Origin of the sequence: Kitasatospora sp. NPDC057936, from assembly GCF_042887525.1 — a bacterium.
Lineage (GTDB): Bacteria > Actinomycetota > Actinomycetes > Streptomycetales > Streptomycetaceae > Kitasatospora.
The window spans coordinates 1-20,078 of the sequence record NZ_JBHVPD010000007.1; the positions used below are offsets into that span (position 1 = coordinate 1).

Here is a 20,078-nt window from a genome sequence, read left to right on the forward strand (position 1 = left end):
TAATTCTCATTGCTCCTACCTCGTTTTGTCGGTTTGGGGGGTGCGTTTTTTTTTAATTTACCTCCTGCACGGGTGGGCCCCCGGGGGGGGCGACCCACACGCCGGGGGGGGGGGCGGGCCCCACCCGCACCCGTTTCCGCCCGCACGCCCCCACCCCCACGAGGAACCCCCGCCATGCGCACCCGAACGCTCCTCGCCGCCCCCGCGCTCGCCGTGACCGCCCTCGGCCTCGCCGCCCTCCCCGCCTCCGCCCACGGCGACACCGTCCACCTGGAGATCCCCGGCCAGCAGAACGGCCACGTGACCACCGTCGCCACCTTCGAGAACGACCGCGACCCGGTCGTCGACGAGTTCGCCGGCACGCTCGCCGCGACCTCCGGCGACGGCCGCTCGGCCGGCCCCTGGGTGCTCGTCCCCGTCCCGGGCCGCCCCGGGACGTACACCACGCGCGAGACGCTGCCCGCCGGGCACTGGAAGGTCACCGTCGACTGCGCCTTCCCGTCGCTCGGGCACGGCGAGCGCGAACTCGACGTCGAAGCGGCCGCGATCACCGACCCGGCCCCGGCGATGACCGGCCCCGCCCCGGCCGGGCCGTCCCTCCCGCCGTCCGTCTCGCCGGTCGTCCCGCCGTCCGTCTCACCGGTCGTCAGCAGCGCCGGCCCCACGTCCGCCGCCGCCCCCGAGGCCGCCCACGCCGCCGCGCCGCCGGCCCACGAGACCACGTCGGACACGACCACCTGGGCCGCCATCGCCACCGCCACCGCGGCCGTCGTCCTCGTCGCCGTCGGCTACTGGCTCCGCGCCCGCGCCGCCCGCCGCTGACCCTTGCCGCCACGGTACGTGGTGGAACCGTCCGCTCCGCGCCGCCGTCCCTGGTCTCAGGACCGGCCGCCACCCGGCGGCCGGACGGACGAAAGCGAGCGCGGCCTATGAAGAAGGTCCTCATCACCGGCGGGGCGGGTTACATCGGCAGCACGGTCGCGTCCACGCTGCTCGACCGGGGAGTGACCCCGGTCGTGCTGGACGACCTGTCCAGGGGCCGGGCCGAATTCGTCGAGGACAGGATCTTCTACCAGGGCGACATCGCCGACTCCGAGCTCCTCGACCGGGTCTTCGCCGAACACCCCGACATCGACGCCACCCTGCACTGCGCGGCCCGGATCGTCGTCCCGGAATCGGTGGCCAAGCCGCTCTACTACTACCGCGAGAACGTCGCCAAGACCGTCGAACTCCTCGACTCCCTCCAGCGCCACCACTGCACCCGCGTCGTCTTCAGCAGCTCGGCCTCCATCTACGCGCCCACCCCGGACGGCCGCGTCGACGAGACCTGCGCCGTCGACGCCCAGAGCCCGTACGCGCGCACCAAGCAGATGATGGAACGCATCCTCCAGGACTGGACCCGCGGCGAGGACGCCGAGGACCAGCGCGTCATCACCCTGCGGTACTTCAACCCGATCGGCGCCGACCCGCAGCTGCGCACCGGTCTCCAGGACCTCCACCCCTCGCACGCCCTCGGCAAGCTGATCGAGGCCCACGGCGCCGGCACCCCGTTCACCGTCACCGGCACCGACTGGGCGACCCGCGACGGCTCCGGCATCCGCGACTACATCCACGTCCAGGACGTCGCCGACGCCCACGTGGCGGCCCTCCTGCGCTTCGACGAGGTGATCGCCCCGGGCGCCGCCGAGCGTTACCGCGTCGTCAACGTCGGCACCGGCGAGGGCACCACCGTCCGCGAACTGGTCGCCGCCTTCGAAACCGCCGTCGGCGCCCGCCTCGACGTCCGCGAGGCCGGCCCCCGCCCCGGCGACGTCATCGGCTGCTACGCCGCCATCGACACCGCCGAATCCCTCCTCGGCTGGACCCCGCGCCGCACCATCACCGAAGCCGTCACCGACGCCCTGGCCTGGCGCTCCAAGTGGACCACCCAGCTGAGCAGCACGACCCCCTGACGGCCACCCCCTGACGGCCGGGACCTGGCGGACCGGGTCCGGCCGCCCGGGCCCGCCGGGTCACTTCACCGCGTCCGCGGACTTCTGCCAGTTGTCGTGGAGGCGGTCGAGGTAGGACTGCGCCTGCGAGCCCGGTTTGGCGCCGCGGGCGAAGGCGAGCATGTTGGAGGAGCCGGTGTTGTAGCCGAGGGCGAGGAGTTCGTCGCGGGTGTAGGGGCCGGCGGGTTTGGCGGGGAGCTGGTCGGCGAGGTCGCGCAGGTGCCAGGACTCGGCCTGGACGGCCAGGTTGCGGTCGTCGGGGAGCTCTTCCCAGCGGCGGGAGGCGAAGTCGCGGCCCTTCTTGGTGTCGTCGAACGCGGCGCGGTGCATGTTGGCGATGCCGAAGGAGGCGTCGGGCTTGCTGCGCTGCCAGGCGCGTTCGAGGTCGGGGTCGTGCGGCTTGTAGGACTCGTTGTAGAGGATCGCCATCACGAGCTGCGGGTTCACGCCCGCCTGGGCCGCGTACTCGCGGACGGGCTTCGCGTAGTCGGCGGGGTCGTAGTCCCGCAAGGAGGACGGCGCGGGGGGCGAGGAAGGGGCGGACGAGGAGGACTCGGCGGACGAGGAGGAGGCCGGGGGGGCGGAGGGTGAGGCGGACGGTGCACCGGGGTGGTCGCCGCCGCGGATCATGCCCCAGCCGACGGCGACCACGAGGCCGACGGCGATCCAGCGTCCCCAGCGGGGTCCGCCCTGTTCTTCGCTCACCGTTGCCGGCCCCTCCCCGTCCGTCCGGAATTCCGTTCGATATCCGTACTGGTGGACGTGCGTCCGGCGGGTGCTACTCGCCCGGCTTCCGCTCGCCGTCGAGGTTGCGGAGGAAGTCCTTGGCCTTCTCGACACCGGTGTCGATGTGGCCGCTGTACTTGCCGTCCGTCCGGTCGTCGATGGCGTCGCCGACCTTGTCCAGACCCTGCCCGATCACGTCGCTGTGCTCGCGGGCGAGGTCGGTGGCCTTGTCCGCGAGGTTCTTCAGACTCTCAAACATGGTGACGCTCTGCTCCTCTGATGCGTTCCTGTTGATGTGCCGACGTGGCGGGGGGCATGATCGTTCGGATCATGACCATCCTAGCGACGGCCACCCGGTGGTCCGCCGGTGCGGAGCACGGCGGGTGACTTTGCTGAAATGGGTTTGTATGCTCCAGTCCCGCTTCTACAGCGCTGTAGAAGCGGGAACCGCTGCCTGGACGCTCCGCGTCCCGGCACGCAGAGCGGCGCGCTCGCGCCGCGGCAGCCGAAACGATCGAGGGAAGTGCGCATGGCCGGGCAGCGGGCGAGAACGCCGTACCAGGAGGCCGGGCCGCGCCCCGACGACGCCGCAGTCCCCGCGCAGCGGTCGCGTTCGGCGGGCGCGGGCGAGCCGGCCCCGGCGGCCGGCTCGCGGGGCCAGCGCGCGAACGCCGCCGCGCGGCGCAAGCAGCAGGCGCAGAAGCGCGGGAGCCTCGTGGCGGTCGTGCTGGCGATCGGCCTGCCGCTGGCCGGCGCCGTGGCGGACGAGCTGGGCGGCCCGGGCGTCGGCGTCTTCTTCGCCGTCGCCGCCGTCCTCGGCACCGGGCTCGCCGCGCTGCTGTGCAGCCCGGCGGGCCGCTGGTGGGTGGTGACCGGCGCGCCGCTCGTGGTGCTGGTCACGGCCTCCGCCACGGAGTACGTGTTCAACGGTGACCAGTACCAGAACACCAAGCAGCTCGGCACGGGCGCGCTGCGCTGGGTCGTCGGGGCGTTCCCGGTGATGGCGGCGGCGGTGGTGGCGGCGCTCGTGGTGATCGTGGCCAAGGCCGTCGTCGACCGGCGGCGGCCGGAGGGCCGGCAGCCGGAGGCCAGGGCCGGCGGCGGCGGGACATCCGACGGCAACCGGAGGAGTCGACGTGGCTGACCGCAGGACCCCGCGCGGGCGGGCCGCGCGCAGCGGGCCGGCGCCGCTGGCGGTCGCGGCCCGCACCATCGCCTGCGCCGTCTCGGTGGCCGTGCTCGGGGCGAGCGGCTTCACGTGGTACGAGTACCGCAGCCTCGACGACGGCATGACCAAGTCCGGCGCGCTCGGCGAGGCCAAGAAGAACGCCCCGCCGCACCTCGACAAGTCGGTGAACCTGCTGCTGATCGGCCTCGACAGCCGCAAGGACATGGACGGCAACGACCTGCCGAAGCAGTTCGTCGAGGACGAGCTGCACGCCGGGTCGAGCGAGATCGGCGGGTACAACACCAACGCGCTGATCGTCCTGCACATCCCGGCCAACGGCGGCAAGGTCACCGCGCTGTCCGTCCCGCGCGACGACTACGTGCAGACGGTCGGCGCGGACGGCAAGATGCACAAGATCAAGGAGGCGTACGGGATCGCCAAGGAGGCCGCCGAGGCGAAGCTCGCCAACAAGGGGCTCTCCAAGGCGGAGCTGGAGCGGCAGAGCCGCGAGGCGGGGCGCTCGGCCACCATCCAGACGGTGCAGAGCTTCCTGGACGTCCCGATCGACCACTTCGCCGAGGTCAACCTGATCGGCTTCTACGACATCGCCAAGGCGGTCGAGCCGATCCAGGTCTGCCTCAACCACCCGGTCGACGACCCGATCATCGCCCGCACCGCGAGCCACGAGGGCGGCGGCACCGGGCTCAAGCTGCCCGCCGGCATCAGCTCGCTGGACGCCGCCCAGGCGCTCTCCTTCGTCCGCCAGCGCCACCACCTCACCAACGGCGACCTCGACCGCACCCACCGCCAGCAGGCGTTCATCTCCTCGGTCGAGTACAAGCTCAAGCAGCAGGGCATCCTCAACGACTTCGGCCAGATGCAGAAGCTCTTCGGGGTGGTGAAGAAGGACGTCGTCATCGACAACGAGTGGAACATCCTCGACTTCGCCCAGCAGGCGCCCAACCTCACCGGCGGCAACGTCGAGTTCAACACCCTGCCGATCACCGGGTTCAAGACGGTCGGCGGCCAGGAGGTCAACACCGTCAACCCGGACCTGATCAAGAAGATCACCCGGCAGCTCTTCAGCCGCGACCCGGCGCCCGTCCAGGCCGCGCCCGATCCCGGGGACGCCGCCGCCGCGAGCGCCGCGCCCACGACGGCCGCGGCGACGCCCGCCAAGGACAAGGCGACCGTGGACGTGCTCGCGGTGACGGCCGCCGGGCCCGGCGCGGCGGCCAACGAGTCCAAGGCGCTCACCGAACTCGGCTACCCGGCGGGCAAGGTGGGCGACGCGGCGGTCAAGACGAAGACCACCACGGTCACCTACGGCACCGGCGCCAAGGCCGACGCCCAGACGATCGCGGCCCGCTACGGCGTCACCGCGACGGCGGCCTCGGGCGTGCCCGCGGGGCACGTCGTGGTCACGCTGGGCAGCGCCCGTGCCGCCACGCCGAGCGCCGCGCCGTCCGCCGCTCCCTCCGGTGATCAGGGCGACCCGGCGGCCGGCCTCCCGATGCAGGGACCGGCGGTCAAGGCGGGCGGGATCCCCTGCGTCGACTGAGGGCCGGCGGGTTATGAGTGCCCACGGGTTCCGAGGGCCGGCGGGTTCGCGGGGCGGTGGCCGGAGTCCGTGGCCGCCGTCCCGCGGCCTGCCCCGGAACGCCCGCCGGGTTCGATGGCAACCGATACCCTGAGTGACCGGAACGACCGAGGAGGAGAGGCGGCGGACGTGCCGAAGCGCACCACGCACGAGGAGTCGGCCTGCCCGGTCGCCCGTCCGCTCGACGTCGTCGGCGACGGCTGGACGCTGCTGATCGTCCGCGACGCCTTCGACGGGCTGCGGCGCTTCGGGCAGTTCCAGAAGAACCTCGGCCTCGCGAAGAACGTCCTGTCGGCGCGCCTCGCCAGCCTCGTCGCGAACGGCGTCTTCGAGCTCGCGCCCGCCGCCGACGGCGGCCCGTACCAGGAGTACCTGCTCACCGAGAAGGGCCGCGCGCTGTTCCCGGTGGTCACGGCGCTGCGGCAGTGGGGCGACCAGTGGTTCTTCGGGGCCGACGAGCCCCGCGCGCGCCTGGTCGAGCGGGCGTCCAGCGCGCCGGTCGCGCCGGTGGAGGTGCGGGCGGCGGACGGGCGGGTGCTCGGGCCGGACGACACCCGGGTGCTGCTGCCCTGACGCGTGCCGCTGCCACCGGCGGGCCGAACGGCCGGTGGCAGCGGGGGAGTCACGCGATCAGGGGGTCGGGGCCGAGGTCGTTGCGCAGGCCGGCAGCGTGGCCGGGGCGGTGGTCGCGCACGTCGCCGTCGGGGTGTGGACCGTCGGCGTGTGCGTGGGAGTCGTCGACGTCGTGGTGCCGGCGGATGTGGTGCCCGCGGACGTCGTCTTGAGGGACGCGGTCGCCGTGGGCGGGCACGTCGGCAGCGTGCCGGGTGTGCCGGCCGGCCGGCACGTGGCCGTCGACGTCGGCGTGCCGGGGGAGGTGGTGGTCGCCGTCGCCTTCGTTTCGGACGGGCTGCCCGAGGAGGACGACGGCCCGCCCGACGAGGTGGTCGAGCCGGAGGTCGTGGACCCGGAGGTCGTGGAGCCCGACGTGGTCGAGCCGGACGTCGTGGACCCGGACGTCGTGGACCCGGAGGTGGTCGAGCCGGAGGTCGTGGACCCGGACGTCGTGGACCCGGACGTCGTCGAACCCGAGGTCGTGGAGCCCGAGGTCGTCGAACCCGAGGTCGTCGAACCCGACGTCGTGGTCCCCGAGGCCGATGTCGAGGCCGTCCCCGACGGCGTGCCCGGCCGCCACGGCGTGGGCGGCGGGATCCACGGCACCAGCGGCTCCCTCGGCGGCCCCACGGGCCGGTCGATCACTTCGAGCCGTCCGGTCACACGGGAGAACCAGCCGCCCGTCTGGATGTTGACCAGGATGATCTCGGTCACCGGCTGCGGCGCCGGCACGACGATGATCAGCGTGGTCGGCTCGAAGCCCTGCCACGGCCTGCCGATGTACTTGGCGTTGGCCACCAGCACCGGCGCCTTCAGCGGGTTGCCGCACGAGCAGCGCACCCGGGGCACGCCCTGCGCGTCCACCAGGACGGCGGTGCCGGCCTGGAGCGCGGACTGGTACTCCGTCACCACGCCGCTCTTGTAGTTGTGGTTGGTCACCCGGGTGTCCACGCGCAGGTACGCCGAGGTGAGCGAGCGCAGGTAGGACGGGATCGTGCCCTGGTCGATGCCCGCGGCCGACGCCCAGGCCCGGCCGACGTCGCCGGTCGAGACCATCGCGATCAGCCGCTCGGTGTCGCAGCTCGGCTTGGACATCGTCCCGCCGTAGACCCCGCTCGACGTCCCCTGCACGCTGTGTAGGGCGGCCGGCGAGGCGCTGTGGCCGGGTTGCTGCGCGGGGGAGGTCACCGGGGCGGGGGCCGGGGCGCTCACCGGGGTGGTTTCCACCGATTGGGTGAACGGGTCGGGGCCCGAGTCGGCCGGCGCCTGCAGCGCGACCTCGTTGGCGGTCGGCACCATCTCGTTCTTGCTGCCGCCGCTCTGGTTGTTCACGACCAGCACGGTGGCCACCACGGCCGCCGCCAGCACCCCCGCGCCCACCGCGATGCCGCGTCCGGAGCGCCACCACGGACGGCGGGGCCCGCGCCCTGGGCCGCCGGTGGGCGGTCCGGACTGTCCCGGCGGCCCGGAGGGCGGTGGCGGGACGGAGGGCGGGCCGGCCGCGCCGCCGCCCGAGAGCGGGCCGGACGGGGGGCCGACGGGCGGGCCGGAGGGAGGGGGTTGGGAACTCATGGCGGCTCCGTTTCGTAGGCGGCCGGCGCAGAGGGCCGGCGGGGAACGCTTCTGCCGCTGGGTTCCATTTCTCCCCCCGTGCCCCGGATGTCGCAACAGCGGGCACGCGCACCGTCGCCGCGCGTGCCGACGCCGCTTCGGCCAGGCTGGAAGCCGTCCGGCAGACCCGGGACCGTCCGGCGCACCGGAAGTCGTCCGGCACACCCGGACCGTCCGGCAGGCCGGAAGCCGTCCGGCGCACCGGAACCCGTCCGGCACCCGCAGGAACAGCAGGAGGCGACATGCAGCAGGCCGCGACCGCCCCCGCCGGAGCGCCCGGCGCCGTGCGCGGGTGGCTGGACGCGCTCGCCGTCGTCGTGGCCGGGCTCGCCGCGATGGCGGCGGTGGCCGCGCTCGGCCTCTGGCTGGCCGGCGCGAGCGACCTCCCGGACGGCGGGTTCCCGTCGGTGCTCGCCGCCACGGTGGCGCTGGCCGTCGGCGGGTCCGTCCAACTGGACGGCGGGGCCGGTCAGTTCGCCGCCGTGGACGCCGGGATCAGCGCGATGCCGCTGTCCGTCGGGCTGGCCGGCGCGGTGGTGATGGCCGAGGTGTTCCTGCGTCAACTGCGCTTCCGCGCGGTGACCGGCGGCAACGAGTTGCTCGGCCGGATCGTGCGGACGGTGGTGCTCTGGCTGCTCGCCCTGGTCCTGCTCACCCTCGGCGCCTCGCACACCTTCACCGTCCCGCTCGGCGGCGGCATCGAGCAGGCCATCGGCAACGCGCTCGGCCTGACCCCCGAGGTGGGCTTCCACGCGGACGGGCCGACCACGGTCGGGATCGGGCTGGCGTGGCTGCTCGTGGTGCTCGCGGGCACGTTCGCGGTGTCCCGGCGGGCGCCGCTGCCGCGCGCGCTGCTGCCGTACCAACAGGCCGTGCGCCCGGCCGCGTTCGCGCTCTGGACGGTGCTGCTCGGGTACGTCGCGATCGGCGTGGTGGCGGGCGTGCTGACGGCGCTCGCGCACGGCAACGGGCGGCAGACGATGGCCGTCGTGCTGCTCGCCCTGCCGAACCTCGGGTGGCTGGCGTTCGGCGTCGGGCTCGGCGCCGAGTGGCACGGCCGGCTCTCCGGAGCCCTCGGCCTGCCGGTGCCCAAGCCGCTCGCCGACGTGCTGCGCGCACCGGAGGGCCACGAGGCGACGGTGAGCCTCGGCACCCTCGCCGACCAGGACGCGCGCAGCTGGTGGCTGCTGCCGATTGCCGCCGTCCTGCTGCTCGCGGCCGGCTTCCTCGCGGCCTACCGCTCGCCGAGGAGCGTCCCGCTGTGGCAGCACGCCGTCCGGCTGGCGCTGGCCACGGCCGTGGCGGTCGCCCTGATCGGGGCGTGGACCCGGGTGGACGCCGACTACGGGCTGTCCGTGCTCGGCGTCGGCGTGGGGGAGAGCGGGCTCGGCGGCCTCCTGGGCTCCGTCCTCGGTAGTGCGGGCGGCCCCCTGGCCGGGCTCGGCAACGGCAGCCTCACGCTCCACCCGTACTTGTGGACGGCCGTGCCCCTGGCAGCCGGCTGGGGACTGCTGGCCGGTGCTCTCGGCGCGCTGCTCGCGGCGCGCGTCGGACGCCGGGGCGAGGTGCCGGAAGAGGGCTGAAGCGTGTGACCGGTCGGGGCCTCAGAACGCCTCGGCCAGCAGGACCACCACCGGGGGCAGCGCCTGGGCGAGGGCACCGCGCCAGACCTTGGGTTCCGAGACGAACAGGATGACCCCGCCGGCGATCATGAAGGTGCTGACGTAGGTGATCATCGCCCGACCGGCGGTGTCGTGCCGGGTGTGCAGCAGGACCAGCCCCGCGACCAGGCCCAGCGCGAGGAACAGGTTGTAGAAGCCGACGTTGAAGCGCCACACCCGCACCTCCGGGGCGTCCGCCGTGCTGCCGGTGAGCAGGAAGCGCACGCGCGGGTGCCCGTACAGGAAGCTCTCCAGCGGCCACGCGATGATGTGGACGGCGGCGGCGAGCATGGCGAAGACCTGGCTGACGGCGTTCATGGGGCGTACCGCTCCTATCCGCCGCGCGGCGGCGGGTGGACGACCGGCGCGGCCCACGCGGGCGGCTCGGGCACGGAGGAGACCGCGGCGACCGCGGGGACCACCTGGGTCGGCGGTCCGCCGCCCGTCCAGGCGGCGGGCGCGGCGACGGAGGCCACCGCCGCGCGCAGCTCGGCGACGAACTGCAGGCAGGTCGCGTACCGGTCCTCGGGCGCCTTGGCGAGCGCCCGGGCGACCACGGCGTCGACGGCCTCGGGCAGGTCGGGGCGGTGCTCGCGCACGCGGGGCGGCGGGTCGTTGAGGTGCGCCCAGAGCAGCGCGAGGTCGCTCTCGCGGCGGAACGGCGGTGCGCCGGCCAGCATCTCGAACACCACGCAGCCGAGGCCGTACTGGTCGCAGCGCCCGTCCAGCGGGCGGCCGGAGATCTGCTCGGGCGCCGCGTAGTCGAGCGTCCCGACGATCTGGCCGACGCTGGTCAGCCCGCTGAGCGACAGGGACTTCTTGGTGAGCCCGAAGTCGGCGAGGTACAGGTGCTCGGGGTGCTCGCTGTCGGTGCCGGCGGCGACCAGCACGTTGCCGGGCTTGACGTCCCGGTGGACCAGGTCGTGGTCGTGCGCGGCGTCCAGGGCGGAGGCGATCTGCAGGGCCAGCCGGGCGGCCCGGTCGACCGGGAAGGGCCCGCTGCGGCCCATCAGGGCGCGCAGGTCGCCGCCGTCGACGTAGCGCATCGCGATGAACAGGATGCCCTCGTGCTCCCCGGCCTCGAAGATCGGCACGATGTGCGGGTGGTCGATCGCGGCGGCGGCCTCGGACTCGTGCATGAACCGCTGCCGGAACACCTCGTTGCGGGCCAGCTCGGGGGCCAGGAGCTTGACGGCGACGGTCCGGCCGAGCCGCAGGTCCTTCGCGCGGTAGACGACGGCCATGCCGCCGCGCCCGACCTCGCCCTCCAGGCGGTAGCCGGCGACCTCGCGCCCGACCATCCCGGCGGGCAGGCCGGCGGCGTCGGCGGGCCCCATCGGGCTCTCGGGGGGCGGGCCGGTGCCCGGTCCGGACGGGATCACGGTTCGGCCGCCCGGGTGCGGGCGTAGTCGTCGGGCTCCGCGGGGGCAGGGGAGGCGGGTTCTACGGGGGCGGGGGAGGCGGGCTCCGGCTCGACCCGGTCGGTGGCCGCGTACGTCTGGAGCTGGAGCCCGTCGCAGTAGCACCAGCGGTCGTGCACCGGGTCGAACACCCACAGCGCCTCGCCGTCGACGACCAGGCCGACGCGCAGGCCGCGCGTCTGCTCCCGGAAGGACTCCAGGTCCAGGGCGCCGGCCGCCAGCCGCTCCAGCAGCGCCCGGTGGCGGTCCAGGGCGGCCGCCGCGTCGGCGAGGGCCGGGCGCGGGTCGGCGGTGCGGGCGGGCGGACCGCCGGCGACCGGCGGGGCGTCCGGCAGGGTGATCAGCAGGCGGGCGTCGACCCAGGCGGTCCAGCCGTTGGAGCACAGCACGCGGGCCCAGTCGCCCTGCCGGGCGACGAGCCGCACGGGGAGCAGCTCGTCCAGCCGGGCCGACGGCCGGGCCGGGTCGGGGGCCGCCCAGGTGGCCATCCCGCCGGGCGGGGCGATGTGGGTGGGGCGGAACGCGAACTCGTCCATGCGCGGCACATTTCCTCCGCCGCGCGGGCCGGCGCCCGGGGGTCGGGCCCCGGGGCGGGGGCTGCGTGCGGCACTCGCACCACAGGTCGGTTCCCACTCTACCGGCGGCGGGCCGGGGCTTCCCGGCGCGGCGGCGCCGGCTACTTCCGCATGACGGCGGGCTCGTGGCGGCGCAGCAGGGCCAGGACGAGCAGGCCGTACGTCACCGAGAGCGCGGCCAGCGCGGCCATGCCGAGGAGCCAGCCGCGGCGCTCGTGGCGGAAGAGCGGGTCGGCGGTGAGGACGGTCGGGAAGGACAGGTTGCGCAGGTCGACGGTGCGGGCCATGGCGGACAGGCCCCAGCGGGACGGCACGAGCCAGGACGCCTGTTCCAGGCCGGGCACGCCGTGCAGCTTGAGCATCAGGCCGGTGAAGACGATCTGGACCACCGAGACGAGCACGAGCAGCGGCATGGTGGCCTCCTCCTGGGCCACCAGCGCCGAGACCAGCAGCCCGAGCATCATCGCGGAGAACGCGAGCACGGCCACCGCGACGATCAGTTCGGGCAGTTGCGGCATCACGACGCCGGTGGTCACCGCGGGCGGTGCGCCCGGCGGCAGCTTGGGCTCGATCTTCACCCCGGCGATGCCGACCACGGTCAGCAGCGCGGCCTGACCGACCGTGACCGCGCCGAGGACCACGACCTTCGAGACCACGTACGCCGACCGGGACAGTCCGACCACGCGTTCCCGCCGGTAGATCGCGCGCTCCTTGACCAGCTCGCGCACCGAGTTCGCGGACCCGGTCAGCAGGGCGCCGAGGCAGAGCGTGATCAGGCAGTTGATCGCGTTCTCCTGGGAGATCCGGGTGCCCGCGATCGCCCGGCACATGCCGCCGATGACGAAGGGCAGCACGACCATGATGGTGAGGAAGAGCCGGTCGGCGGCCAGCACTGCCGTGTAGCGGCGCACGAGGGTGCCGAGCTGGGCGAACCAGCCCTGGGGCTTCTCCCGGCCGATGGCGGGAGAACCCGGGGCGGCGGGTCCCCTGGGGACGGCCGCGGCGGCCTCGGCGGCGATGTACCGGTGGTACTGCGGCGAGGCGCGGAAGCGCTGCTGCCAGACGCCCCGGTCGTCGCTCTCGAACGCCTCGAACGCCTCCGGCCACTCGTCGAAGCCGAAGAACGCCAGCGCCTCCTGCGGCGGCCCGTAGTAGGCCGTCCGGCCGCCGGGGGCGAGCACCAGCAGGCGGTCGCACACGCTCAGGCTCAGCACGCTGTGCGTCACCACGACCACCGTGCGGCCGTCGTCGGCCAGGCCGCGCAGCATGTGCATCACCGAGCGTTCCATGCCCGGGTCCAGGCCGGAGGTCGGCTCGTCCAGGAAGAGCAGTGAGGGCTTGGTCAGCAGCTCCAGGGCCACGCTGACCCGCTTGCGCTGGCCGCCGGAGAGGCTCGCGATGACCTGGTCGGCCCGCTCGTCCAGGCCGAGCTCGTGGATCACCTCGGTGACCCGCGCCTCGCGCTCGTGCGGGTCGGTGTCGCCGGGGAAGCGCAGCTCGGCGGCGTAGGACAGGGCGCGGCGCACGGTGAGCTGGGTGTGCAGGATGTCGTCCTGCGGCACGAGGCCGATCCGGCGGCGCAGTTCGGCGTAGTCGCGGTAGAGGTCGCGCCCGTCGTACAGGACGGTGCCCTCGTCGGCGGGGCGCAGCCCGGTGAGGGCGTTGAGCAGCGTGGATTTGCCCGCGCCGCTCGGGCCGGCCACCGCGAGCAGCGCCTTCTCGGGGAGCGGGAAGCCGACGCGGTCGAGCAGCACCCGGTGGTCGGGGCCGACGCGGACGACGAGGTCCTGCACGTCGAGGGAGATCTCGCCGGTGTCGGTGTACTCGACGAGGTGGCCGTCGGACAGGCACAGCGCGGAGTGGCCGATGCCGATGATGTCGGCCGGGCCGACGGGCGCGCGCCGGACCGGGCCGCCGTTGAGGTAGGTGCCGTTGTGGCTGTCGAGGTCGACGATCTCGTGTCCGCCGCCGGGCAGTTCGCGCAGTTCGGCGTGGTGGCGGGAGACCACGAGGTCGTCCAGGACGAGGTCGTTGTCCGGCGAGCGGCCGATCCGCACGGCCCGGGCGGGCAGCGGAAGCACGGCGCTGGGGCTGCGGAAGGTGCCGGAGGACTGCGGGGCGACCAGGGACGGGCGTTCGCCGGGCGCGGGCCGGGGGAGGCCGGCGAAGGTCGCGGACGGGCCGTCGGCGGGGTTGCCGAAGCGCACCCGGGTGCCGGGGCCGACGTCCTCGGCGCTGATCCGGCGCCCGTCGTCGTAGGTGCCGTTGGTGCTGCCGACGTCCTCCAGCTCCCAGCGGTCGCCGATGGCGTGCAGGACGGCGTGGTGCCACGAGACGCGGGGGTCGTCCAGGACGATCTCGCTCGTCGGGTCGCGGCCGACGTGGTAGGACCGGCCCGGATCGATCAGCTGCGAGTCGGTGTCGGTGACCACCATCAGGGGCGGTGCCACGGGTGCGGCCAAGCGCTCTCCCATGGTCGGCATTGTATCGCCGGGGGTGTCCGGGGGCGCGTTTTCACCCGGTGATTGGACTGGACCACTGGATCCGCGCGCCACTATCGTTCGGCGTGCCCGCACGCCATCCGCCGACCACCCGGGGACGGAACGCATGAACGCCTGGCCGGAGTTGCGCCGCTCCCGGACCGTGCGAGCGGGCCGCGCGCCCGGCACCGTCCTGCGCTGCGGACTGATGGACACCATGCTGGCCGACCTCGCCGTCTCGGTCGTGCTCTTCTTCGACCGGCCGCTCGACGACGAGCGGCTCGCCGCCGGCCTCGCCCGCGCCCTCGACCGGGTCCCGGTCTTCGCCGGGCGGCTGCGCACCACCGCCGGCGGCGCCCTGGAGGCCGTCTGCGACGACGCCGGCGTGCCCTTCGACGTGCACGCCGTGGACGGCACGCTCGCCGAGGCGATGGGCCGCGTCACCGCCGCCGGCGCCGAACTGGTCGACCCGGTGGACGCCCCGGCCGCGCGCACCGGCGGCGGGCCGCTGTTCACCGTCCGCGTCACCCGTACCGCGGACGGCGGCACCGTGCTCGGCTGCTCCTGGCACCACGCCGTCGGGGACCTGCAGAGCTTCATGCTGCTGATGCGCGCATGGTCGGCGGCGGTCGAGGGCGAGCCGCTGCCGGAGGCCGAACTCGTCGCCGACCAGGACGCGCTGCTCGACGAGGTGCTCCCCGCCGAGGACTGCGGACGGCCCGGCTTCCGGCTGCCCGACCCGGTCGAGGCCGCGTTCCTGGCCCGCGAGGTGGCGGCCGGGCCGCGCGCCAACCGGACCGTCCAGATCTACTTCGGGGACGCCGAGATCGAGCGGATGCGCGCCGACTTCGGCGCGGCGGCCGGACGGCGACTTTCCGCCGGGGACGTCCTCTGCGCCCATGTCGTGTGCACCATACGGGAGTTGGACGGCGACGAAGCCGAGCGAATGCTCACCGTCCCGGTGAACGCCCGCCGCTGGCTCGGCCTCTCGCCCGCCCATGTCGGCAACCTGCTGAGCGACCTGCACCTCGCGCACTCCGCGAAGGACGGGCCCGCGGCGCTCGCCGCCGCCCTGCGCGCGGCCGTCGCCGACTTCCCGGCCGAGCACCTCAACCTGCGGGCCAACCTGCGCTTCCTGGCGGCCGTCGGCCGCGACCGGCTGGGCGACTGCGTCCCGGTCGGCTTCGACCCGGCGGCCCGCCGCTTCAGCTTCTCCAACTGGAGCCGCTTCGGCGCGTACGACGTCCGGTTCCAGGGCGAGCGGCCGGTGTACTTCAGCCCGGCCGCCAACTACCCGCTGCCGTGGGTCTGCTGGACGGTCGAGGGCTTCCGCGGCACCGGCCTCCTGGCCACCGTCGTGCTGCCCGCCCGGCTCGCCGCCCGCGTGCGCGGGGCGGAGGGCCGGGCGGCGCTGCACCGCTTCCGCGACCCGGCCGACGAACTGCCCCCGCCGGCCGCGGCCGTGCCTCGAGTGATCTGATGATCCGTCGGAAAGCTTCGTCAGAAAGCCTTCTCGATGGCCGTCCAGAGCTGCGTCCTGGCCCGCAGGGCGAGCCGGACGGTCTCGGCGCACGCCGCCCACTTCGCGTCGTCCTCGCCGCACAGGTCGATCAGCATCTGCATGGCCATCGGCGTGTGCTGCTCGCCGTCCACCTCGATGTGCCGCACGAGGTAGTCCTTGAAGACGGTGAGCGCGCCGTCCGGGTCGTCGATCCGTACCACCTGGGCGAACATGTCCGGGATCAGGTCCTCCCGGCCGAAGGCGAAGGCGGCGGCCCGGCAGTGCACGGGCGCGTTCTCGACGATCGACCACGTGGTGCCGGTGAAGTCGGCGGCGGCCTGCGGCACCCCGGCCGCCTTCAGTGCCTCCGGGACGGCCGTGCCGGCGCCCAGCAGCTCCAGGAAGGCCTCGACCGGGCCGGTGTCGGCGCCCGCCCGGCGCATCCCGTCGACGTACAGCTCGAAGTGGCTGGTGTAGCCCTCGCCGAGCTCGTCGCTCTCCTCGACCAGCACGATCTCGTTGATCAGCCGCCGGCTCGCGGTCGGACCGGCCGGCACCCACAGGACGTCGACGCAGGTCAGGTCGCGCTGGAGGCTCTTGAGCAGCGACATGAAGTCCCAGACGGCGAAGACGTGGCTCTCCAGGAACGTGCGGACCCGCCCGAGGCCGGTCAGCCCGCCGTAGACGGTGTGGCCGACCACCTCGCGGCGCAGCGGGTCGACGGCCTGCTGGAGGCCGGTGAGGCCGGGGTGCGAACGGTCCCAGTGGTAGCGGTTGGTGGACATGCGGAGTCCTTTCGGGGGAGAGGGAGGGGCTACTTGAGCACCGCGTACAGCGCGCGGCGCAGCTGGTCGCGGCTCGGCTGGAGGGCGCGGTCGAGGACGGGGGCGAACGGCAGGACGGCGCCGTCCGGGCGGGTGACCCGGCGCGGCGGGGCGGTGAGGCGCAGCTCCTCGGCGGCGGTGGCGAGCACCTCGGCGCCGAAGCCGCAGCTGCGGTTGGAGTCGTCGAACACGACCAGCCGGCCGGTGCGTTCGAGCGAGGCGGCGAGCGCGGGCCAGTCGAGCGGATGGAGCGTGCGCGGGTCGAGGACCTCGACGGAGATCTCCTCGGCGACCTCCTCGGCCACCGCGAGCGCGTCGTGGACGAGGTGGCCGACGGCGACGACGGTGACGTCGGTGCCGGAGCGGTGGATCCGGGCCCGGCCGAGCGGGACCGGCGCGAGCTCCCACGTCACCGTCTCCCGGCCGGGCAGGGCGGCGGCGGGTGCGAACAGGACGACCGGGTCCGGGTCGCGGATGGCCGAGCGCAGCAGCCCGTAGGCGTCGGTCGGGGTGGCGGGCACGACCGTCTTCACCCCGGCGTGCGCGAAGAGGCTGTACGGGTGGTCGGAGTGCTGGCCCGCCCAGCCGTCCCGGGAGCCGGAGCCGGGCACGACGCAGGTCAGCGGCACGCCCGCCTGGCCGCCGGTCATCAGGGAGAACTTGTGGGCCTGGTTGACGAGTTGCTCGAAGACCAGGAACAGCAGCGAGGGGATCTGGAACTCCAGTACGGGCCGCCGCCCTTCGAGCGCGGCGCCGATCGCCATCGCGGTGAACGCCTGCTCGGAGAGCGGGGTGTCGACGATCCGCTCCGGGCCGAAGCGCTCCAGCAGCCCGAGCGTGGGGCCGGCCAGGCCGGCGCCGATGTCCTCGCCGAACACGCAGACCGCAGGGTCCGCGGCGAGCTCGTCGGCGAGCGCCCGGTTGAGCGCCTTGGTGTACGACAGGCGGGTCATGCCACCGCTCCTGCTCTGGGGCGCAGCCCGTCGGCGTACAGGTGGTCGGCGGCGCCGGCCGGGTCGGGGTGTGCGGATGCCAGCGCGAAATCCTCGGCACTGGAAAGGAGTTGGGAGACTTCTGTGTCGATCGTGGCGACCGCGGCGGGGTCGAGCAGGGCGGCGGCCCGGGGCAGTGGGTCGCGGGTGCGCCAGGCGTCGACCTCCTCGGGGGTGCGGTAGCGCGGTTTCATCCGGCGTTCCATGGTGTGGTGGCCCTCGAAGCGGTAGGTGCGGCACTCCAGGAAGGCCGGGCCGCCGCCGCTGCGCGCCCGGTCGACGGCGCGGAGGGCGGCGGCGCGGACGGCCTCGGTGTCCATCCCGTCGACCTCCTCGGCGGGGATGCCGAAGGCGGCCGCCCGGCCGGTCGCGCTGCCCGCGACCGCCGCGGCGGCGGGCAGGGTGGTCGCGTAGCCGTTGTCCTCGCACACGAAGACCACCGGCAGCCGCCACATCGCCGCGAGGTTGAACGACTCCAGCACCACGCCCTGGTTGAGCGCGCCGTCGCCGAAGAACGCGACCGCGACCCGGCCGCCGCCGGCCTGCCGGGCCGCCCACGCGGCGCCGACGGCGATCGGCGCGCCCGCGCCGACGATGCCGTTGGCGCCGAGGATGCCGAGCGACAGGTCGGCGGCGTGCATCGAGCCGCCCCGGCCGCGGTTCAACCCGTCCACCCGGCCCGCGAGTTCGGCGAGCAGCCGGTGCGGCGCGGCGCCCCGGGCGAGCACGTGGCCGTGGCCGCGGTGGGTGCTGGTGAGCCGGTCGGTGGGGCCGAGCGCGGAGCAGACGCCGACCGCGACGGCCTCCTGTCCGATGTACGGGTGGATGCCGCCGGGGATCGCGCCGGCCTTCACGAGGGCGAGCGCGAGTTCCTCGAAGCCGCGGATCAGCCGCAGCATCCGGTACCGCTCGGCGGGAGTGCCGAGCGGCGCCGTCGCGGCGGCCGTGCCCGTCACAGCGCCCCTTGCCAGATCGCCGGGCAGAAGTCCGGGTCGGCGTAGTCGGGCCGGCCGTCGGCGGTGCGGCGGACCAGCACGTCGTGGTTGTAGACCACCGGGCCGCCGTCCGGCCGCTCGTGCCGGCGGTAGGCGTTGGCGCCGTCCTGGAGGTGCAGCGAGACGGCCCGGCGGGGGAAGGACGCCAGGTTGGGGCCGCTGCCGTGGTAGGTGCGGCAGTGGTGGAAGCTCATGTGGCCACGCGGGATCGGCATCGGGACCTTCCGCACCTGCTGCCCGTTGTGGGCGGCGTTCGCGGCGAGGATGGCCTCCAGCTCGGAGCCGTCGCGGTCGGCGAAGTGCCGGGTGGAGTCCTCGCCGGAGGCGAGCTCCTGCCAGCGGTGACTGCCGTCGATCATGGTGATCGTGCCGTTCTCGTCGCCGCAGTCGTGGAAGGGGATGAACGCGGTGAGCATCTCCTCCGAGGTGCAGGTCTGCCAGTAGTGCTTGTCGAAGTGCCACGGCACCCGGTTGGTGGGCTCCTCGGGCACCGGCGGCTTGTAGATCAGGGTGGCCTGGAAGATCCGGATCTCCTCGGCCCCGGCGAGCAGCGCGGCGACGGCGCCGACCAGCGGCTTGCGCAGGACCGCGCCGATCGCGTCGCTCTCGTAGTGGACGTAGTCGTTGTGCCGCTGGACCGGGCCGTCCGCCGGCGTCCAGGAGGCCAACCGGGCCGGACGGACGGGGAGTTCGCGGTCGCGGTGGCCCGCGTAGTAGAGCTCGGTGGCGGCCTGGAGGGAGTCCAGCTCGGCGTCGCTGAACAGCCTGTGGGACAGGTACCAGCCGTACGTCCGGTAGTGGTCGACGTCGTCGGGGGTGGGCAGCAGCGCTCGTTCGGCGTCGGTGAGGTGGAACTCTGCGGTGGTCACTGATGTGCCTTTCGAGGGTGGGCCGGGCGTGCCTTTCGAGGCCGGTCGGTCACCGGGCGGCGGCCGAGCTCTGCCGCTCGACGGCCTCGTACAGGGCCCTGATGTTGGCGGTGCCGAAGGTGCCGGCGCCCTGGCGCTCGATGAGCTCCAGGAAGTACGTCCGCCGGGGGTGGGTGGAGCGGGCGAAGATCTGGAAGAGCTGCCCGCCGTGGTCCTGGTCGACCAGGACGTGCAGTTCGCGCAGCGTCCCCACCGGGATGGCGGTCTCGCCGAACCGCTCGGCGAGGGCGTCGAAGTAGGCGTCAGGGGTGCTCAGGAACTCGACCCCGCGGGCCCGGATCGTGCGGACGGCGGTCGCGATGTCGGCGGTGCGGAAGGCGAGGTGCTGGACGCCGGCGCCCTCGTTGGCGGCGAGGAACTCGTCGATCTGGCCGGGGCGCCGGCCGGTGTCCGGCTCGATCAGCGTGAAGGTGACCTCGCCGGAGGCGCTCTGCACGACGCTGGAGTCCATGGCCTGCTCGCCCACCTCGATGTACTCGCCGAAGATCCGGTGGAGGCCGAGCGCCGCCTCGCAGAACCTTACGGCGTCCGCGAGTTGGCCGCCGGGGACGCAGATCGCGACGTGGTCGAGGGCGTCCAGCAGCCCGGGCGCGGCCGCTCCGGCGCCGGGCGGCACGAACCGCAGCGCGACGTCGCCGAAGCCGGCGACCAGTGCGCCGTCGCGGTCGAGCACCCGGGCGCCGTGCCGCTCGGCGCGCTCCACGGCCGCCTGCGGGTCCTCGCAGCCGAGCGCGAGCACGGCGACGCCGTCCCCGTGCCGGGCGACGAACTCGGCGACGGGATGGCCGGGCCGGGCGGCCGAGACGAGGTGCAGGCGGATGTCGCCCTGGTGGACGCGGACGGTGCGCAGGCCGTCGGGCGAGGTCTGCGGGGCGTCGGCGGCGAAGCCGTAGTCGGCGCGCAGCCCGGCGGCCGTCTTGTCGGCGTCCGCGCACGCGAACTCGACATGGGTGATGGTCTGGATGGACAACGGGATCTCCCCCTCGGGA

Annotated in this window: 19 protein-coding genes; 7 read left to right on the forward strand and 12 right to left on the reverse strand. The window is 74.3% G+C overall.

Annotated elements, in window-relative coordinates:
* The first annotated feature begins 174 nt into the window (after window positions 1-174).
* Both ACFVU9_RS05705 and galE read left to right on the forward strand, forming a co-directional pair.
* Window positions 175-822, forward strand: a complete 648-nt coding sequence (locus tag ACFVU9_RS05705) for a hypothetical protein (RefSeq protein WP_387590257.1) — start codon at window positions 175-177, stop codon at window positions 820-822.
* A 107-nt stretch (window positions 823-929) separates the two neighbouring features.
* Window positions 930-1,952, forward strand: coding sequence for a UDP-glucose 4-epimerase GalE (gene galE / locus ACFVU9_RS05710; RefSeq protein WP_387590260.1), 1,023 nt, complete (start codon window positions 930-932; stop codon window positions 1,950-1,952).
* 60 nt (window positions 1,953-2,012) lie between these two features.
* On the opposite strand, the gene ACFVU9_RS05715 is transcribed toward galE, so the two are convergent.
* Window positions 2,013-2,621, reverse strand: a complete 609-nt coding sequence (locus ACFVU9_RS05715; protein ID WP_387590614.1) for a lytic transglycosylase domain-containing protein — start codon at window positions 2,619-2,621, stop codon at window positions 2,013-2,015.
* 148 nt (window positions 2,622-2,769) lie between these two features.
* On the reverse strand, window positions 2,770-2,976 hold the full coding sequence (locus ACFVU9_RS05720; protein ID WP_380495625.1) for an antitoxin: 207 nt from the start codon (window positions 2,974-2,976) through the stop codon (window positions 2,770-2,772).
* A 270-nt stretch (window positions 2,977-3,246) separates the two neighbouring features.
* On the opposite strand from ACFVU9_RS05720, the gene ACFVU9_RS05725 reads away from it, so the two are divergent.
* From ACFVU9_RS05725 to ACFVU9_RS05735, 3 genes are all read left to right on the forward strand, one after another.
* Window positions 3,247-3,861 carry a DUF6542 domain-containing protein gene (locus ACFVU9_RS05725; protein ID WP_387590263.1) on the forward strand — a complete coding sequence of 205 codons (615 nt, stop codon included), beginning with the start codon at window positions 3,247-3,249 and terminating at the stop codon, window positions 3,859-3,861.
* A complete protein-coding gene (locus ACFVU9_RS05730; RefSeq protein ID WP_387590266.1) occupies window positions 3,854-5,446 on the forward strand; it encodes an LCP family protein in 1,593 nt (530 codons plus the stop codon). Before ACFVU9_RS05725 ends, ACFVU9_RS05730 begins: the two co-directional genes overlap by 8 nt.
* A gap of 168 nt (window positions 5,447-5,614) precedes the next feature.
* Window positions 5,615-6,058 (forward strand): winged helix-turn-helix transcriptional regulator, encoded by a 444-nt coding sequence (locus ACFVU9_RS05735; RefSeq protein WP_387590269.1) that lies wholly within the window; start codon window positions 5,615-5,617, stop codon window positions 6,056-6,058.
* A gap of 57 nt (window positions 6,059-6,115) precedes the next feature.
* On the opposite strand, the gene ACFVU9_RS05740 is transcribed toward ACFVU9_RS05735, so the two are convergent.
* On the reverse strand, window positions 6,116-7,672 hold the full coding sequence (locus ACFVU9_RS05740) for a DUF6777 domain-containing protein (protein ID WP_387590272.1): 1,557 nt from the start codon (window positions 7,670-7,672) through the stop codon (window positions 6,116-6,118).
* Between the two features lie 281 nt (window positions 7,673-7,953).
* On the opposite strand from ACFVU9_RS05740, the gene ACFVU9_RS05745 reads away from it, so the two are divergent.
* The gene (locus tag ACFVU9_RS05745; protein ID WP_387590275.1) at window positions 7,954-9,294 is read left to right on the forward strand and encodes a streptophobe family protein; all 1,341 of its coding nucleotides are present in this window, start codon (window positions 7,954-7,956) and stop codon (window positions 9,292-9,294) included.
* Window positions 9,295-9,315: 21 nt separating this feature from the next.
* Here the strand turns inward: ACFVU9_RS05745 and ACFVU9_RS05750 are convergent, their stop codons facing one another.
* The 4 genes from ACFVU9_RS05750 to ACFVU9_RS05765 all read right to left on the reverse strand — a co-directional run bounded on the left by ACFVU9_RS05750 (window position 9,316) and on the right by ACFVU9_RS05765 (window position 13,842).
* Window positions 9,316-9,690: a DUF1304 domain-containing protein gene (locus ACFVU9_RS05750; protein ID WP_387590278.1), complete on the reverse strand. Its 375-nt coding sequence runs from the start codon at window positions 9,688-9,690 to the stop codon at window positions 9,316-9,318.
* A gap of 14 nt (window positions 9,691-9,704) precedes the next feature.
* A complete protein-coding gene (locus tag ACFVU9_RS05755) occupies window positions 9,705-10,709 on the reverse strand; it encodes a serine/threonine-protein kinase (RefSeq protein WP_387590281.1) in 1,005 nt (334 codons plus the stop codon).
* A gap of 41 nt (window positions 10,710-10,750) precedes the next feature.
* Window positions 10,751-11,329, reverse strand: coding sequence for a hypothetical protein (locus ACFVU9_RS05760; protein WP_387590283.1), 579 nt, complete (start codon window positions 11,327-11,329; stop codon window positions 10,751-10,753).
* 140 nt (window positions 11,330-11,469) lie between these two features.
* Window positions 11,470-13,842, reverse strand: coding sequence for an FHA domain-containing protein (locus tag ACFVU9_RS05765; protein WP_387590286.1), 2,373 nt, complete (start codon window positions 13,840-13,842; stop codon window positions 11,470-11,472).
* Between the two features lie 133 nt (window positions 13,843-13,975).
* Here ACFVU9_RS05765 and ACFVU9_RS05770 point away from each other — a divergent pair, with 133 nt between their 5' ends.
* The gene (locus ACFVU9_RS05770; RefSeq protein ID WP_387590289.1) at window positions 13,976-15,328 is read left to right on the forward strand and encodes an acyltransferase; all 1,353 of its coding nucleotides are present in this window, start codon (window positions 13,976-13,978) and stop codon (window positions 15,326-15,328) included.
* A 20-nt stretch (window positions 15,329-15,348) separates the two neighbouring features.
* On the opposite strand, the gene ACFVU9_RS05775 is transcribed toward ACFVU9_RS05770, so the two are convergent.
* The 5 genes from ACFVU9_RS05775 to hppD are packed head-to-tail and all read right to left on the reverse strand — an operon-like array spanning window position 15,349 to window position 20,059.
* A complete protein-coding gene (locus ACFVU9_RS05775) occupies window positions 15,349-16,134 on the reverse strand; it encodes a DUF3050 domain-containing protein (RefSeq protein WP_387590292.1) in 786 nt (261 codons plus the stop codon).
* A gap of 29 nt (window positions 16,135-16,163) precedes the next feature.
* Complete coding sequence (locus ACFVU9_RS05780; RefSeq protein WP_387590295.1) at window positions 16,164-17,126, reverse strand: alpha-ketoacid dehydrogenase subunit beta; 963 nt, start codon at window positions 17,124-17,126, stop codon at window positions 16,164-16,166.
* Window positions 17,123-18,121 (reverse strand): thiamine pyrophosphate-dependent dehydrogenase E1 component subunit alpha, encoded by a 999-nt coding sequence (locus ACFVU9_RS05785; protein WP_387590298.1) that lies wholly within the window; start codon window positions 18,119-18,121, stop codon window positions 17,123-17,125. The genes ACFVU9_RS05780 and ACFVU9_RS05785 overlap by 4 nt, the downstream gene beginning before the upstream one ends.
* On the reverse strand, window positions 18,118-19,029 hold the full coding sequence (locus tag ACFVU9_RS05790; protein ID WP_380439880.1) for a phytanoyl-CoA dioxygenase family protein: 912 nt from the start codon (window positions 19,027-19,029) through the stop codon (window positions 18,118-18,120). The genes ACFVU9_RS05785 and ACFVU9_RS05790 overlap by 4 nt, the downstream gene beginning before the upstream one ends.
* Window positions 19,030-19,078: 49 nt before the next feature.
* Window positions 19,079-20,059 carry a 4-hydroxyphenylpyruvate dioxygenase gene (gene hppD / locus ACFVU9_RS05795; RefSeq protein ID WP_387590302.1) on the reverse strand — a complete coding sequence of 327 codons (981 nt, stop codon included), beginning with the start codon at window positions 20,057-20,059 and terminating at the stop codon, window positions 19,079-19,081.
* Window positions 20,060-20,078: the final 19 nt, after the last annotated feature.

What these genes read in the sequence shown, in the direction of transcription:
- ACFVU9_RS05705 (WP_387590257.1), top strand. Translation starts at nt 175, where the DNA reads ATGCGCACCCGAACGCTCCTCGCCGCCCCCGCGCTCGCCGTGACCGCC.
- galE (WP_387590260.1), top strand. Translation starts at nt 930, where the DNA reads ATGAAGAAGGTCCTCATCACCGGCGGGGCGGGTTACATCGGCAGCACG.
- ACFVU9_RS05715 (WP_387590614.1), bottom strand. Translation starts at nt 2,621, where the DNA reads ATGATCCGCGGCGGCGACCACCCCGGTGCACCGTCCGCCTCACCCTCC.
- ACFVU9_RS05720 (WP_380495625.1), bottom strand. Translation starts at nt 2,976, where the DNA reads ATGTTTGAGAGTCTGAAGAACCTCGCGGACAAGGCCACCGACCTCGCC.
- ACFVU9_RS05725 (WP_387590263.1), top strand. Translation starts at nt 3,247, where the DNA reads ATGGCCGGGCAGCGGGCGAGAACGCCGTACCAGGAGGCCGGGCCGCGC.
- ACFVU9_RS05740 (WP_387590272.1), bottom strand. Translation starts at nt 7,672, where the DNA reads ATGAGTTCCCAACCCCCTCCCTCCGGCCCGCCCGTCGGCCCCCCGTCC.
- ACFVU9_RS05745 (WP_387590275.1), top strand. Translation starts at nt 7,954, where the DNA reads ATGCAGCAGGCCGCGACCGCCCCCGCCGGAGCGCCCGGCGCCGTGCGC.
- ACFVU9_RS05750 (WP_387590278.1), bottom strand. Translation starts at nt 9,690, where the DNA reads ATGAACGCCGTCAGCCAGGTCTTCGCCATGCTCGCCGCCGCCGTCCAC.
- ACFVU9_RS05755 (WP_387590281.1), bottom strand. Translation starts at nt 10,709, where the DNA reads ATGGGGCCCGCCGACGCCGCCGGCCTGCCCGCCGGGATGGTCGGGCGC.
- ACFVU9_RS05760 (WP_387590283.1), bottom strand. Translation starts at nt 11,329, where the DNA reads ATGGACGAGTTCGCGTTCCGCCCCACCCACATCGCCCCGCCCGGCGGG.
- ACFVU9_RS05765 (WP_387590286.1), bottom strand. Translation starts at nt 13,842, where the DNA reads ATGGGAGAGCGCTTGGCCGCACCCGTGGCACCGCCCCTGATGGTGGTC.
- ACFVU9_RS05770 (WP_387590289.1), top strand. Translation starts at nt 13,976, where the DNA reads ATGAACGCCTGGCCGGAGTTGCGCCGCTCCCGGACCGTGCGAGCGGGC.
- ACFVU9_RS05775 (WP_387590292.1), bottom strand. Translation starts at nt 16,134, where the DNA reads ATGTCCACCAACCGCTACCACTGGGACCGTTCGCACCCCGGCCTCACC.
- ACFVU9_RS05780 (WP_387590295.1), bottom strand. Translation starts at nt 17,126, where the DNA reads ATGACCCGCCTGTCGTACACCAAGGCGCTCAACCGGGCGCTCGCCGAC.